Raw genomic sequence first — 14,374 nt, 5'->3', positions numbered from 1 at the left:
TTTCATGCCAAGCTAAGCAGTTTGTTTTTGCAAATTTACGAACTCATTTAGAGACATTTTACATATACCAGCACAGGTATAAAGACCATCCGCAGACCTGCTAACTATATGCTTCCATTTCTTACTCAGATATGTATCTACAGTCGATGCACTCCACTCAGCAGCCTGCTCCAGCTCATCTAAGGAAAAGCTCTCTGAGCAAGCCTCTTTCTCACAAAGAAAATAAAACGCTAACCTTGTTTTTCTATGATCAGACATAATTCACCTAACAGGTAATAATTATATTGATCAATTATAGAACAAATTCATATGCCTATCTATTTAGGTGACTGATTCAAATACGTTCATTTAATATCAACAGTAAAAAACGCTTGCGTTCTAATACTGGCTTGATAATCTGAAAGCAACACAACTGATGAGTCAGTGCAATTCTGACGAAACCACCAGGTCTTGTGATATGCCATCTTGTTCCCTAATTCCATGGCAAAGCGTTTAGCAGGGAAGCCCTATCAGGAGTTGTCTTTACGGCTTTACGCCCGAGGAGTGCTTCGAGCACATCATCATTAATAACCAGGTAAATCAACCGAAGTTTCGGTGATCTTTTTTGCATAACCCAATTGGGATTCATAGTCCCTTTGGGGCTAATCCTCTTTAGACCTAAGGAGCATACCATGCAACAGCAGGAACCAGCGCAACTTGAAATTGAACATTTGCTATTTGAACTGAATTGTTGTGTCAATGATTTAAGTCGTCACCGACTGCAAATTAATCCCTATGACATTCAGCAAGCAGAGTTAAGTTTGCACAAACTGGAGTCCCTGATTTCATTTGTCAAACAGTTTGATACTCAACGGATTGCTTGTTAATTGAAGCAAATTAAGTCTTATCCGCATAACAGAAAATCATCTGCCTATGCGGATGTTTTTCTGTTATGCCGTTCACATTTAACAATAACAGGAGAATACAATGACCGCATCTTTAAACCAGGTTCAATTAATTGGCAATCTTGGTGCTGATCCCAAAAACATCACTGGGAAAGACGGACAATCTTTTGTCACCGCTACTTTGGCAACTAATGAATCATTCAAGAAGAATGATGAATGGCAAACCAGAGTGGAATGGCATCAACTGGTGCTTTTTGGAAAACTTACCAAAGTAGCTGAATATTTAAAGAAAGGTTCGCAAGTATACCTTGAAGGTAAACTGCGTTCTAATCAATGGACTGACAATGAAGGTAAGACACATCAAACCTTAAGCGTCGTCGTCAATCATATCCAGCTACTTAGTCACTTCAAATCTGCTGATGAATCTAGCAACAAGACCGCAGAGCACCACATGGTGCAAATGCGTGAAATGTTGCAAACCGATTCAGAAGAAATTCCGTTTTAATCATACCCTACCACGGGAGCAAGCTCCCGTGTGGGATTGCTCCCTTTATACAAGGAGATAATCCCATGGACACCCCTTCAATCTACGTCGCGTGTTTAGCCTCATACAACAGTGCCATCCTGCATGGTGTTTGGATAGATGCCACACAAAGCGAAGATGACATTATGGAAGAAATCTGGGAAATGCTGGATAACAGCTCTGAACCCAATGCTGAAGAATATGCCATACACGATTATGAAGGATTCGGCAGCATCAAAATCCATGAGTATGAGTCAATAAGTAATATTGTGGAGTATGCTTCATTTATTAAAGAACACGGAGAGCTAGGCTTAGCTCTTCTCTGCGATTATTCGGTAGATGATGCACAAACCATGTTGGAGGATCATTACCAAGGTTGTTATGATTCAGAGGTTGATTTTTCTAGGCAGTTATTTGATGACTGTTATGCCCATCAAATGCCGGATAATTTGATCTGCTATTTTGATTTTGAAGCTTTTGCTCGGGATCTTTTTATTAGTGATTATTGTTCGGTAGAGTTTGGTGGACAGGCATATATTTTTGCGAACTATTAAGCCCCTCTTTGGGGCATCTTTTTTAATACTTTAAACTCTAAAATCACTTTGCAACTTCTATTAGGTTTTAAAAATTTTATGTTATAGGCTGTTGGTCCAATGTTACAATAATCGATTATTTATCTCGAAATGAACTGAAATGGGTTCTGGTGTATTTATAATTTTATCCGCAATCCTCCATGCAGCATGGAATACATTTGCCAAACGCAATTCAACACCCTATTACGAAGTATTGGGAATTATGAGTTTTGCAACTATATTCTCGCTTGTATTTATTCCTTTTTTCTCAGGTCCATTATTTAAAACATCTGATTCCTTTTTATGGGCACTAACCTCTGGTTTATTTGAAGGAGGTTATATAATCACACTAGCTATTTGTCTTAGTCAGTATTCACTTGGGAAGGCCTACATTATTATGCGAGGAAGCGCCATGATAATTGTATGGTTTATTTCGGCATGTTTCCTTGGTGAAAATATAAATTTATCTAATATCATAGGTGTATCATCAGTTCTTTTTGGATTGATACTTACAAGCCAAACTTTTAACCCCGATCAATCAAGGCAATTATTATTTCCGGTTTTATGTGGCATCTGCATTGCTGGTTATCATTTATGCTACGGTCGTTCTTTAGCATATGGGGCAAACCCAGCTGCACTCTTTTCTGCAGCTTTATGGATTGCTTTACCTTGTGTTTATCTTTTGATGAACAAAGAACAAAAACAAGTATTCAAAGAGCAAATTAAATCCAATTGGAAAATAACTTCTCTAGGAGGAATTATAAGTGCATTGTCCTTCTTGCTATTTTTAATCGGATTGCGTCATTCTGAAGCTGGACTAGCCCTTACTCTTCGTAATACCTCCGTGGTATTTGCACAAATATTTGCTTATTTTATTGGTGAAAAGATTTCCCAATATCAGTGGATTGGAGCCTTCCTAGTGGCTTTGGGCGCTAGCTTAATATATCCATACTAAAAGTGCATAAATCTATTGATCATTTGTCTTCTATAAGTTGACAAAGAATTCCCTTCAAATACGCTATAGAGTTATTAGCGCTAGCGCTTAGTTGCAGTAGATAAGCATTTTCATTATCCCACCAAAGGGCATCATGTGGTCCATAACAATTATTAAGACTTGCAATGTATATATTGCTCGCAATCATACTACTCTTCGGACTTAAGACGGTTAAATTAAAATTACTATAGCCACTAAATGAATTCATACTAGGCAATCTAGAGAGGGCTGGCTTCTTTATTGGAAAAGAGGCTTTATTGAAAACACGAAACCATGCCATTTGATTTTTCTTTCCATTCTTCGGAAACAGGACAAATTGAATTTCTTCTATTTGATTTTCGTTACCATAAATAATTTGGCTATCTGGAATAAAGTCTAAGTTAAGTTGGTTTGAGTACTTGATATAGCAATCCGGCTTGCTGCCTCTAAAGATATTATGCATTGGCCATCTTAAATTCCATATGCTTGAGGGAGGTTTATATTCATTTCTATTAATGCACGCATTTTCTATGCAGTTGCGGTAACGTGACCAATAGGATAGTTCAAAAAAACTCTTTTCTAAGATTTCACTTGATGATGAAAGAGGAGAAAAAAATTTACAAAGTTCCAAGAACTCTTCATCGCTCAAATTTCCTTCAAGAAGACGAAGTTCAATATTAGTTCCATGAGATAAAAAACTTAATGTTTTCGATTTTGAATAGTCATAACCAATCCAACAAATATTTTCCTGATTCAATACGTGGGGTTTCATTTCCCAAACCCAATGATCGTAAAGAGCAGCGTGATCTAATGTTGATAAAGGTCCAAAGTCATACAAAAATTGCTTACATCTTAAGAGAGCATTTTTATACTTAATGTAGTAGTAATAGGAAGAGAAATGAGCCGAACACCAAGAAGACCATTTTTTAAATTGATAATGGCTTGGTTGTTCATTATAAGGAATATCCTCTACTCTAAGTTTAAAATTAGATAAAGCTGCCTCGTCAGAATGGGGTATTGAGATAACAAAATTTACTTTTTCCTGAGCTAGTGTAGGTGTGATTTGATGCACTAAGTTCATTTCATAATTCCAAGCATATTCAGATTAGTTATCTATAATTTGGTGGGGCTAAACTAATTAAAATAATTGTTAGATTGAATGTTCTTTTTCCGCCTCTTTCGTTTCATGTATTTTCTCATTGCTCATAAAAAAACCCGTTATTGATGCTCTTACATGATTACCAGCTGCCTTTTCTACTTTTTTTATGCAGTGCAGAATATTATTTTTAAAAATAACCAACCTATTGGGTTTTGGGACAATATAATATCCAACTCCATCATCAGCATATTTATTCAATTCAGCGCTATTTAGATGGTACCCTACTTTTTTCTTCTTATCATTGATTAACGTCACTTCAGGATAATCGAAATCAAGTTGAGGAGTAGGATTTATTAGTAATTCAGCTCCCCAATTTATGTCCCAAATTGGATGGCAGTAATATACATAGGCTCCTGAAATTTTATACTTACCATCAGTATGCCAAGAAAGTCCTGATCCTCTAGGATATAGATAAGGTCTCGCATAGAAAAAATCCCAATCTCTATCCTTGAAACCAATTAAATGAGAATAATCAGAGGATCTTGCAATTAATTCATTTATAAATAAATCAATGGTTGAGTTTGTAGGGTAAACTTTCTCTGTTGTGCAAGCTTCCGGCCTAGGATGAGAAATAGTAACGCTGCTCCATAGAGGAGATCCATCCTCGAGACTAAAAGCATTTACCCATTTAGAAGAGTGAACAAACTTGAATTTTTCAGTTTGAATAAAATTCCAAATTTTTTCAAAAGATGGTTGCTCCAGGAAATCATCAATGACCGCTAGAACATCATTGTTAAAAACTAATTTCATATCAATATAAAACTATAAAAGGAGATACTTATATCTCCTTTATTTACCAAGGCATATATTCATCCTTATCTTCGTCGGTATCAATTCTATTAGAATAATATACGTTCATAACATCTCCTAATTAATATCCTTGAATAACAGTATTGGATTATAATTTTATTATTTGATCAAGACAATCATATTAAGGAGTGTTTTTTTACACTATGATCTATATAAACTCACAAAATGATCATTTATATTGTATTTTGTTCTCATTTAAACCGAACTTATGGTTTTAGAAAATTATAGGGTTCGTGTTAGGGTGTTCTGCGAATGATTAAAGCTGCTCCTAATTGGGAAAGAACCAGAATACCTAATGTTATTTTGATATCAATTAATGTCTATTAATTACATTTCAAAACTGGTACCAAAAACGGTACCAAATTTTTTCAATTTTTAACTTTCTATTTGTAACTCATTGATTTTACCATGCCGCTGAGAGGAGTCGAACCTCCGACCTCTTGATTACGAATCAATTGCTCTACCAACTGAGCTACAACGGCATAAAGAAAAGTATACTTAAGATTGCTTATGTTGCAATACCACTCCTAAGGTCCAATCGATATACTTGCTATTCGGCATGAAATTAACTTTCTGGTAACTCTTAAGTCCATAGCCGTGAACTAACAAAGCATAAAGGTAGGAAGGCAGCATGCAGTAGTTGAACACCATGAGGTTATCAGGATAGAGCTCTTCAAGAGTTGACCATTTTTGATGGCAAATACTTTGATCTGCAAAGGAAATAAGATCACGATTGGTAAAATATTGATTGTCCAGAGAAAACAGTTTGTCATTCAGCATAAAGGTAATGCCGCCCAAAATATACCATTTCTCAATAGGGTTAGCGGCTAAAACCGATTTAATCTTTCGGCTCACAGAATGAACGCTATTGACCAAAATGGCAATCTCATCTTTGCAAGCATAGGCATCTCCTCGAGCTTGCCGCCCACTGGGTAATTCGTATTCCTCTGGAAAACAGAATTTTAAATCAAAAAACTGGTGACCCATTTCATTCTGACCAAGACCAAGAAAACTATGAGAGAAAACCGTATACTCTCTGCCGTAGAGACGAATTGTGGTTGTATGCTCATGATCCACCAAAGATGGATTTAAAACAGGAATAACAATCTGAACAGAAGCTCCGCCAATATCCATCACGCCAGCCAAAGGTTGCGACTCTTGTTGAAACAGGTTTAGTTGATAATTGGTTGCAAGCCAGGCAAGAATACCTTCCTCTGTACCAGAAATGGTTCTTGCAGTCACAAGTCGCCAATAATATTGCCTGTCAAACCAATCGGCTACCAATTGATTGATGTTTCTGTGGTGAGTTTTAGGCAACAATCTCATGCCGGCCGTGGAATAAAAATAAACAGGCATTAAAACAGCTGGAGCATCCGAAAACAACTTCTCCATATAAGCCGACACCGATTTGTTCTCATGCTCGATTGTAGACAATCCAGGAACAGCTTTTCGGTTCCAAATCTCTCTAATTGCAATGGGTGTGTTTGTTTCATCCAAATCATAGGCGTAAATATGTAATCTTGAACTGGAACTTCCAGCATCAATTACGGCAATGCAATGATGATTGATACAATCGGATTTGTCTGCGTAAGTAGATAACGGCAGAAATAAAGAGATATAAATTAACACGATCCATCGAAACATAGTCTTTCCTTAATTCACATCAAATAACGCATTTATCCTACATTAATTGGCTTTTTTGGTCAAAACGGGAACTGAATTTTCAAATAAAAGTGAAACACCTGGATATCCATATCAATGTGATACTCAGTTTTTCGATCAAAATGAAGATAGATAAAAAATTAAAAATTAATGAAATTGTTTCTTTTAAAAGTTCAAAATTTATGCTATAAACGCGAAATTTTTCATTTTGGAGCAACATTTCTGTTATTTCCATGTAACAAAAATGATAGTTATCAATTAGATGAAAATATTTTTTAATCCGGAGCAGTTTTAAATTTATATGGATAAATATAACATTAGCTCTATTATTTTTACTAACATAGTGAGAAAAAACAGCCCGTGAAGACTAATATTCCAACCCTATCAAAACCCATTAAAGACAGTGGTTACAGACGCGGTTTAAAGGATCGTCATGTCCAACTGATTGCACTAGGTGGAATTATCGGCTCAGGATATTTTTTGGGAACCGGTGAAGTAATTAATCTTGTTGGTCCCTCTGTTTTTATTGCCTATTTACTTGGTGGGTTAATAATTTACCTAACCATGTTATGTATGGGTGAATTAGCAGTTGCTATACCAATTTCCGGCTCTTTTGTTACTTACACTTCTGATTTTATATCCCCAACTGTCGCTTGTGGCGTCGGGTGGTCATATTGGATTACCTGGGTTGCCTATATCCCCGCTGAATGTGTTGCCGGGGGGATCATAATGGAATTGTTTACAGGGGTAAGTGGCTATATATGGGTGATATGTTTTGGATTAATCATTACCTATATTAACCTCGCCAAAGTCGATACGTTTGGTGAAATTGAATTCTGGCTTGCCTTAATTAAAATTATCTCATTACTAGCCTTTGTTTTCCTAGCAATACTCATTTTCTTTGGCCTCATACATGGCTCAGAACCACCCGGCATAATAGGATTCAAGTATCTGCTAGGTGATGGAGGGTTATTACCTAATGGGGCAATGTCGTTATTGACAGCCATGGTACTTTTGCTGGTTAATTATCAAGGATCTGAAATCATAGGGCTTGCAGCAGGAGAATCAGAAAACCCTGCCCGTATGATCCCTCATGCTATCCGCAACGTTACTTTCAGAATTCTGTTTCTCTACATCATTCCAGTATTTTGCCTGGTTTTAATTTTTCCATGGCAAAAAGCAGGGCTATCCAACTCTGTCTTTGCTGATGCACTTAATTTCTACGGATTGAAATGGGCAGGAGCCGTAACCAGTTTTGTCACTCTTTCTGCAACCTTATCCTGCGCGAACTCAGGATTCTATGGTGCCGTGCGTTCTTTAAATGCTTTGGCGCGTGATGGTATGGCTCCACATGTCCTCGCCAAATTTAATCAGAATTCGGTTCCTCAAAATGCTGTGATTGCTACACTGATTGGGGTTTGGATTCTTTTAGGCGTGGGTTACTTTTTTGGTCAAACGAAACTCTATATTGCTTTATTATTAGTATCAGGCTTTACTGGTACTTTGGCTTGGCTTTCTTTATGTATTGCACAAATCAGCTTTAGAAATCGTTTGTATAAAGCCGGTTACTCCATTAAAGATCTCCGTTATGTAACACCTTATTCACCTTATACTGGAATTCTTGCTGTTATTTTAATGGTTGGATCCTTATTTTTCTTACTGCTAAATAAAGATCCCATTTATAAATTATCATTTATCATTGGTGTGGTCAGCTTCATTATACCTGTTATCATCTATAAGGTATTTGATTTATCCAAGGTTAGGAAAAAAGCATTGCATGTGAAAAGCCGGGTCAAATTCCAGGATTTATTTCCACCACAGTAAATTGAACATTACTTTTGGAAGTATTCTCGGGCGTGCCAAAACTCATTTTGCACGCCCCCATTCATTAAATCACAGTAACCAGCACCAATAACCCTACTATATACCAAGCTTAATCGCAGTTTCATGAGAATCAAAACGCTCTTTGATCAATTGATAAAATATGATTTTAACCTCTGGTGTGATAGTTGCGGGAGAGGTCAATAACTTACCCTTGTCAGGAACAATCGGTTTCTTTGCAAATAAACCTGGCCATTTATTTGAAATGGGTAGAAGTGGTGGTTGATTTTCTTTTTCTGAAATGGATACCTCGTCTAGCTTAAATTGATGAGTAATCAATTTGACCATATCAGTTAGACATTGGCAGTCTTTCACACATTTGTTGTAATCAGTTAATCGCGATTTAAAATAGGATTGCATATCCAGTTCTGTACACCCCAACAACAAGGGACTTTTAACTTGAAACAATCTCATTAAGACTTCGATTTCAAAAATACAGGCATTGGCTTCAGTATTAGGAATTTTGGCTGCGACATTAAAAGCATGGCCAGTTTCATGAACAATAGCCCCGATAATTTTGATTGCCGGCTGCAATAGTAAATAACTTTTAAAAACTATTGTTCTATTTTCAACCCACTTTTCATGAGTTGTATGCATTAACTTATATGTTTTAGAATTTACAAAAATTGCCGGATTATTACCGACTCCTAAAAACTCACTGGGAGGGACAACATCAATTTCCAACTCAGGAATTAACCCATTAATACCATTATCAAGACCACCTTCACCCAACTTCCTACATTCCGAAATAAGTTTTTGTATATGCTCCAGACTTACCATAATACCCCTCCTTATTGTAAGAAATCCCTGCAATCATAAAGAAATCAAAGATAGCAAACTGATCAAAATATGCTTCAATCAATTCATTATTTGGTATTGAAATTATTCAGTCAAGACTTTTTGTGAATTACTTGAGTATACTTTTTTCTTAAAGGTAAATTTAAGGGATTCATGATACTTCTGTTTACTTAATGGAAATTAATTCTTGAATTGATAAAAACTTTATTCATGAAGTTAATTTTATTATCTTCAAAAACTGCTCTAGTAAATTGCAAATCTGTTTTCTTAAAAAATCCTTTTAAAATGAATCTGCTTATTGTGATTGAAACCGTTAAGTTATATTCAAAAACATCCAGTTGTCTTAACAAAATCCATACATAATTTACTAAATGGAAACTTTTTAATGGCTACACCTTGAGTTTTTTACACATTATTGATACTATTTGGGCAATTTATTGTCTTTCAGAAAGGTAGATATAAACATGGGTGGATTAACCAGCGAACAATATCACAGTCAAGTAGTTGGCAAAATTGGATATATCGCCAGATGCATGCAAAACATAGATCCTGAAAATAATCTGAAAAAAATAAAGGAAGATTACCAGGATGTGTTGGTATGGGCAGAGAAAAATTATCGTTTTGAAGAAATATTGGAAGCCAGTAAATCAGGAAAATGCCCTAATGATTTGGATGCATTAAGTCGACGCTCTTTGATATTGCAAGAATTGCAGCGGCTTGTTTCATTAATTAGTCCCTTTAAAATGAAATTGGACCTGATTGAGTCTGAATATGAAAAGATGAAAAGCCATACGAATTTATGGAAAAGCGACTGTTATAGCAAACTCAATGAGCTTACTCGATTAATAGACTACATCAAAAATGCTGAGTCTACCCCTAAAAATCATTTTCTAAGAGCACTGACCTCTGCATTGCAAATGCAGATAGCCCAACATGGAATTACAGAAAATAATGACCGCATCAACCTGTTGTTTAAACAGGGATTGCACTTGCTCGCCATGGGTAACGAAAAGATAGATGAGCAATATCTCTTATTTAAAGGGTATGTAAAAGATCAGCCTGAAGAATCACCTTTTGAAGGCATTTTACCCTCTGAAGAGCAGAAAAATATAGTCAAAACTATAATAGAGATTTGCATCCCAAAGCTTTCAAACAAAGCCTTACAAGATAAATTATCCGCACTGACCAATCCGGGTTTATTAACAAAAACATTACTTGACAGCATCGATAGGATTATTGAAGAAAACGCAAAATTAAATGCTTTGAGCACAGTCAAATTAGGTGAATTTGACCTCGATATTAGGGAAATTGAAGAGATTTATTCTCAAGCACTGGAAATATCACCACAAAATGCTTTGCAATATACCGCTCAAAGATGTGATGCGCGATTGTTATGCATGGCTTTTCCTGATTCTGAACAGTACATTGCTGAATCCATATCGAATAAAGAAGCCAATGCTATTGCTGAAATCATTCATAGCAAAGAACTAATTTATCGAATCATCAAGACAGAAGTTTTTAAACAAGTTGATCCCAATGAGAAAATTCAACTACAAGCCGCCTCTGAATTGTATCAGCTCCTTGGGAGAACCATGGATAAACAAACCCATCTTTTTGCCAAGATGAGTATGGAACAAATCAATGGATATATTCGAATCAAAACGAAATCAATCCTGGACAAAATTCCTGAACGAGTTGAGTTATTAACTTTTATGGGCTTTGAAATTCCGACCTTCAAGGGAGTTGAGACACTTATGACCGATCTATCCCAATCTCAGGATAATAAAACTCTGGCTATAGCACAGGAGTTTTACACGAATATAAAAAAAGCAAAAAATGAATTGTTGGGCAATAAACTGATTGAAGACATTGCTCCACAGGATGTAGAGAAATTTTTTAATCACTGCAGTCAATACGGTTCAAAAGCAGCTGAAAAGCTAGCTGACAATCGTCCAGTATTGACAAAAATAGCCGATATTTTGACAGCCATTGCCCGTTGGGCGATTAGTTTAATAGGTTTCAACACTCCGCCACAGTTTTTGGCTCCAACCAGAACTTGTGTTGATCAGGTATCCGATGAAATCACTAAAATTAAAGTAAAACTTGAAGAAACCTTGGGAAGCTTGCAAAAAGGACAGGAAGAAAGCCTAAGCCTTTAATCTTTAATGAAAGATTAAATCGAAATTAAAAAAATATTTAACATGGAATACACCCATTATCAAATATGCTCCCCCGGATTACAGCTTTCTTCTAGTCCGGGGCGCTCTTTATGATTAGATTATGCATCATATACTTAATGGGTCAGGTGAGATTAGTACAGATTTTTCTACTCTCGCTCCCAAACAATCTCCTGCGAAAAGCATCATACTACCAAAGCCCCTAGGTCTGGAGAGAGCACCTCGAGGTGAAATTAAAAATCTGTGCTCAGTTCAAGATTAAATGTTCAATGATGTTGACTTAGTATACACCACAACCCAAATGTTATTATTTATCGCATTTTGAATAATTTTAAATCAAATGCTACCTTTTAAATATGAGTATATGAGTGGGTAGGTATCATGACAAGATCAAATAGTGAACAACTGGAGGAAGAATATCTTATTGCAAGGAGAGAGTATTGTATGGCAATGATGGACGTACACGACAAAGCAAGAGCATTGCTGAGTGAAACTCCAATAGATGAAGATATGAAGCAAGCTATAATAAAATCAAGCGGGATAAAGATCCGGCCTAACGAAACACAAGATGAATTCGATGAGCGCTTCGAGGACGAAATGGGTTTAACAATAGATGACTACGTTGATTTTGCGCTTGATGTATTAGAAAAAAAATTGGAACCCACAAGGCAGAGTATTGTAGCTGCTGCAAATAAAGAACTTGGTTCTCTTACTTCTGGACAATCTGGTTCGGCATGGGAAGATTTTCAACACACGATCCACGAGGGAGCAGAATATAAAACTATAGAAGTGGCTAAGTGCCTGCCTGAGTCTGAGCGTTGCATACAAGCTTTTAATCAAGCTAAGCTGGCATTTCGTGATGCAGCCACAAATTTAATACATGCAGAGAAACTGGAAGAACCAAATCACGGCCCCAGGTTCTAAAACTAGGACACAGGAAGGTTTAGGAGAAAATGGAGTTTCAAAATCATCATAAGTAATTGCCATAACACATGATCTTGATTGACTACATTAGGTCTATTGCTTAAGCTTCAACCATAGGTTCCAATTGAAACTCAGGCACTAAACTTTTTAACAGAACAAGCAATTCCTCATCCTGGTGCTCAATACAGGCCACCTGTAACATTCGTATGGTTTGTGTCAAATCATTCCAATCCAGTTCACGAAATCTTGCTTTGAATAATTTTTCATGTTTTGTTGAGGTTAACTGCTCAGTCTCATGAAACAACTCTTCATACATTTTTTCACCAGGACGTAACCCTGTGTATTCGATCATGATGTCCCTTCCTGGCTCTTTGCCTGCCAAGCGAATCATTTGTTCTGCAAGATAACTGATTTTAACAGGTTCCCCCATATCCAGGACAAAAATTTCACCACCCTCCCCATTCACCATAGCTTGCAAAATTAACTGGCAGGCTTCGGGTATAGTCATGAAATACCTTTGCATATCGGGATGGGTCACAGTCAGTGGGCCACCTTCCTGCAACTGTTTTTGGAACAAAGGCACCACACTACCAGCTGAACCCAGGACATTTCCAAAACGAACTGTAATAAACTGGGTTTTAACTCGTGTATTTAAATTCTGACAGTAAATTTCAGCGACTCTTTTGGTAGTTCCCATTATATTCGTAGGGTTCACTGCTTTATCAGTGGAAATTAAAATGAATTTCTCAGTTCCGAATGTCACACTGGCTTTGGCTACAACCTGAGTACCTATGACATTATTAAACACAGCAACCCGTACTTGATGCTGAAGCATGGGAACATGCTTGTAAGCAGCCGCATGAAATACGATTTCAGGTTGAAAACGACGAAATAAGTGATTGATCGCAATTTCATCTGTCACACTGACCAAACTTAATTCAATAGGGATACCTGGAAAATTCTTTAATAACTCCTGTTCAATTTGATAAAGGTTAAACTCACTATTCTCAACGATTGCTATACTTGCAGGCTCTAAAGCCATAACCTGGCGGCACAACTCAGAACCGATTGACCCACCACCACCTGTAATCAATACACGTCTTCCAGCGATTGAACGAGCAATTTTTTCCCATTCGAGCGTCACTTGATCCCTGCCCAACAAATCCTCAATGTTCACCGGTCTCAATGCATTCACTTCAACTCGGCCTGAAGCCAAAGCTGAAATACTGGGCAAAGTACTAAAAGGCACATGACTTTGCTCACAAAGCGTTACAATTCTTCGCATGGTTGCCGATTTAGCGGAGGGGATGGCAATGAAGATCAAATCCACTTCATATTGATTGACTAACTCGGTAATTTGATTAGTCGTTCCTAGCACTCGCACTCCATGAACCTCTAATCCCTTCTTACTTTTATTATCATCTACAAAGCCTATTGGCTGATAATAACTGCTTCTTTTCAAATCACGTACCAAGCCTTCCCCTGCTTGCCCGGCACCAACCACCAAAACTCTTTTAGTATCCAGTTCTCTGTTTCCTCTGCCAGGCTTATCCCAATGTAGGCGGATCACCAATCTTCCCCCGCAAAGAATGGTAGCCAGGATAATACAATACAAAGGTAATACTGATCTGGGCAGGTGCTGAAGAATTGAGGTTAAGTAAAAAACAGGGATTACCAAAACCATCGCTGTAATAGTAGCCTTCAATATTCTGATGACATCGTTGAGAGAGGAAAAACGCCATAATCCTCTGTAAATCTTAAAATAATAGTAACAACTAATCTGAACAATTGATAATAAAGCCAAAGCAATAAAAGAATGGGTGGACGTCAGACTGCTAGGATATGGCTGCATATTATAGCGCAACCAGTAAGCAGCATACCAGGCAACCGGTATTGCAGCCACATCAAACAAAATTACTGGTAGTTTTGCAATGATTTTTTTTGTCAATATGATTATTTTTTGCATTATAAAAACCACAGTCTGTAATCCTTTATAAAGGAAAGATGGTAC

12 protein-coding genes and 1 tRNA gene are annotated in these 14,374 nt (G+C 36.9%); 7 read left to right on the top strand and 6 right to left on the bottom strand.

Annotated features, from left to right (window positions below; all coding sequences use genetic code 11):
* Window positions 1–671 precede the first annotated feature (671 nt).
* The 4 genes from EL201_RS05125 (at window position 672) to EL201_RS05110 (ending at window position 2,934) form a co-directional block, all read left to right on the top strand.
* Complete coding sequence (locus tag EL201_RS05125; protein ID WP_011946067.1) at window positions 672–866, top strand: hypothetical protein; 195 nt, start codon at window positions 672–674, stop codon at window positions 864–866.
* Between the two features lie 100 nt (window positions 867–966).
* The gene (locus tag EL201_RS05120; RefSeq protein WP_016356813.1) at window positions 967–1,389 is read left to right on the top strand and encodes a single-stranded DNA-binding protein; all 423 of its coding nucleotides are present in this window, start codon (window positions 967–969) and stop codon (window positions 1,387–1,389) included.
* Between the two features lie 65 nt (window positions 1,390–1,454).
* A complete protein-coding gene (locus EL201_RS05115) occupies window positions 1,455–1,961 on the top strand; it encodes an antirestriction protein ArdA (RefSeq protein ID WP_016356812.1) in 507 nt (168 codons plus the stop codon).
* A gap of 139 nt (window positions 1,962–2,100) precedes the next feature.
* A complete protein-coding gene (locus EL201_RS05110; RefSeq protein WP_016356811.1) occupies window positions 2,101–2,934 on the top strand; it encodes an EamA family transporter in 834 nt (277 codons plus the stop codon).
* Between the two features lie 19 nt (window positions 2,935–2,953).
* Here EL201_RS05110 and EL201_RS05105 read toward each other — a convergent pair whose 3' ends face one another.
* From EL201_RS05105 to EL201_RS05090, 4 genes are all read right to left on the bottom strand, one after another.
* Complete coding sequence (locus tag EL201_RS05105; protein WP_016356810.1) at window positions 2,954–4,033, bottom strand: hypothetical protein; 1,080 nt, start codon at window positions 4,031–4,033, stop codon at window positions 2,954–2,956.
* 69 nt (window positions 4,034–4,102) lie between these two features.
* Entirely contained in the window at window positions 4,103–4,861 is a 759-nt protein-coding gene (locus tag EL201_RS05100) for a 2OG-Fe(II) oxygenase (RefSeq protein WP_013101289.1), read from the bottom strand.
* A gap of 469 nt (window positions 4,862–5,330) precedes the next feature.
* Window positions 5,331–5,403 (bottom strand) — tRNA-Thr (locus EL201_RS05095).
* 16 nt (window positions 5,404–5,419) lie between these two features.
* Window positions 5,420–6,565 (bottom strand): multidrug DMT transporter permease, encoded by a 1,146-nt coding sequence (locus tag EL201_RS05090; RefSeq protein WP_027221308.1) that lies wholly within the window; start codon window positions 6,563–6,565, stop codon window positions 5,420–5,422.
* Between the two features lie 378 nt (window positions 6,566–6,943).
* Between EL201_RS05090 and EL201_RS05085 the strand changes: the two genes are divergently transcribed.
* Window positions 6,944–8,407 (top strand): amino acid permease, encoded by a 1,464-nt coding sequence (locus tag EL201_RS05085; protein WP_027221307.1) that lies wholly within the window; start codon window positions 6,944–6,946, stop codon window positions 8,405–8,407.
* Window positions 8,408–8,503: 96 nt separating this feature from the next.
* On the opposite strand, the gene EL201_RS05080 is transcribed toward EL201_RS05085, so the two are convergent.
* Window positions 8,504–9,244, bottom strand: coding sequence for a hypothetical protein (locus tag EL201_RS05080; protein ID WP_027221306.1), 741 nt, complete (start codon window positions 9,242–9,244; stop codon window positions 8,504–8,506).
* 482 nt (window positions 9,245–9,726) lie between these two features.
* On the opposite strand from EL201_RS05080, the gene EL201_RS05075 reads away from it, so the two are divergent.
* Window positions 9,727–11,421 (top strand): hypothetical protein, encoded by a 1,695-nt coding sequence (locus EL201_RS05075; RefSeq protein ID WP_027221305.1) that lies wholly within the window; start codon window positions 9,727–9,729, stop codon window positions 11,419–11,421.
* Window positions 11,422–11,820: 399 nt separating this feature from the next.
* Window positions 11,821–12,363 (top strand): lpg0967 family Dot/Icm T4SS effector, encoded by a 543-nt coding sequence (locus EL201_RS05070; RefSeq protein WP_027221304.1) that lies wholly within the window; start codon window positions 11,821–11,823, stop codon window positions 12,361–12,363.
* A gap of 100 nt (window positions 12,364–12,463) precedes the next feature.
* Here the strand turns inward: EL201_RS05070 and EL201_RS05065 are convergent, their stop codons facing one another.
* Window positions 12,464–14,329 (bottom strand): polysaccharide biosynthesis protein, encoded by a 1,866-nt coding sequence (locus EL201_RS05065; RefSeq protein WP_162492801.1) that lies wholly within the window; start codon window positions 14,327–14,329, stop codon window positions 12,464–12,466.
* Window positions 14,330–14,374 lie beyond the last annotated feature (45 nt).

This window comes from Legionella pneumophila subsp. pascullei, from assembly GCF_900637585.1.
Classification (GTDB): domain Bacteria; phylum Pseudomonadota; class Gammaproteobacteria; order Legionellales; family Legionellaceae; genus Legionella; species Legionella pascullei.
The sequence above is the reverse complement of the archived record's forward strand: the minus strand, read 5'-3'. Positions and strand labels throughout refer to the sequence as shown.

Excerpts from the sequence above, each read along its gene's own strand:
- EL201_RS05105 (WP_016356810.1), bottom strand. The coding sequence starts at position 4,033 with ATGAACTTAGTGCATCAAATCACACCTACACTAGCTCAGGAAAAAGTA.
- EL201_RS05110 (WP_016356811.1), top strand. The coding sequence starts at position 2,101 with ATGGGTTCTGGTGTATTTATAATTTTATCCGCAATCCTCCATGCAGCA.
- EL201_RS05075 (WP_027221305.1), top strand. The coding sequence starts at position 9,727 with ATGGGTGGATTAACCAGCGAACAATATCACAGTCAAGTAGTTGGCAAA.
- EL201_RS05100 (WP_013101289.1), bottom strand. The coding sequence starts at position 4,861 with ATGAAATTAGTTTTTAACAATGATGTTCTAGCGGTCATTGATGATTTC.
- EL201_RS05125 (WP_011946067.1), top strand. The coding sequence starts at position 672 with ATGCAACAGCAGGAACCAGCGCAACTTGAAATTGAACATTTGCTATTT.
- EL201_RS05115 (WP_016356812.1), top strand. The coding sequence starts at position 1,455 with ATGGACACCCCTTCAATCTACGTCGCGTGTTTAGCCTCATACAACAGT.
- EL201_RS05070 (WP_027221304.1), top strand. The coding sequence starts at position 11,821 with ATGACAAGATCAAATAGTGAACAACTGGAGGAAGAATATCTTATTGCA.
- EL201_RS05065 (WP_162492801.1), bottom strand. The coding sequence starts at position 14,329 with ATGCAAAAAATAATCATATTGACAAAAAAAATCATTGCAAAACTACCA.
- EL201_RS05090 (WP_027221308.1), bottom strand. The coding sequence starts at position 6,565 with ATGTTTCGATGGATCGTGTTAATTTATATCTCTTTATTTCTGCCGTTA.
- EL201_RS05120 (WP_016356813.1), top strand. The coding sequence starts at position 967 with ATGACCGCATCTTTAAACCAGGTTCAATTAATTGGCAATCTTGGTGCT.
- EL201_RS05080 (WP_027221306.1), bottom strand. The coding sequence starts at position 9,244 with ATGGTAAGTCTGGAGCATATACAAAAACTTATTTCGGAATGTAGGAAG.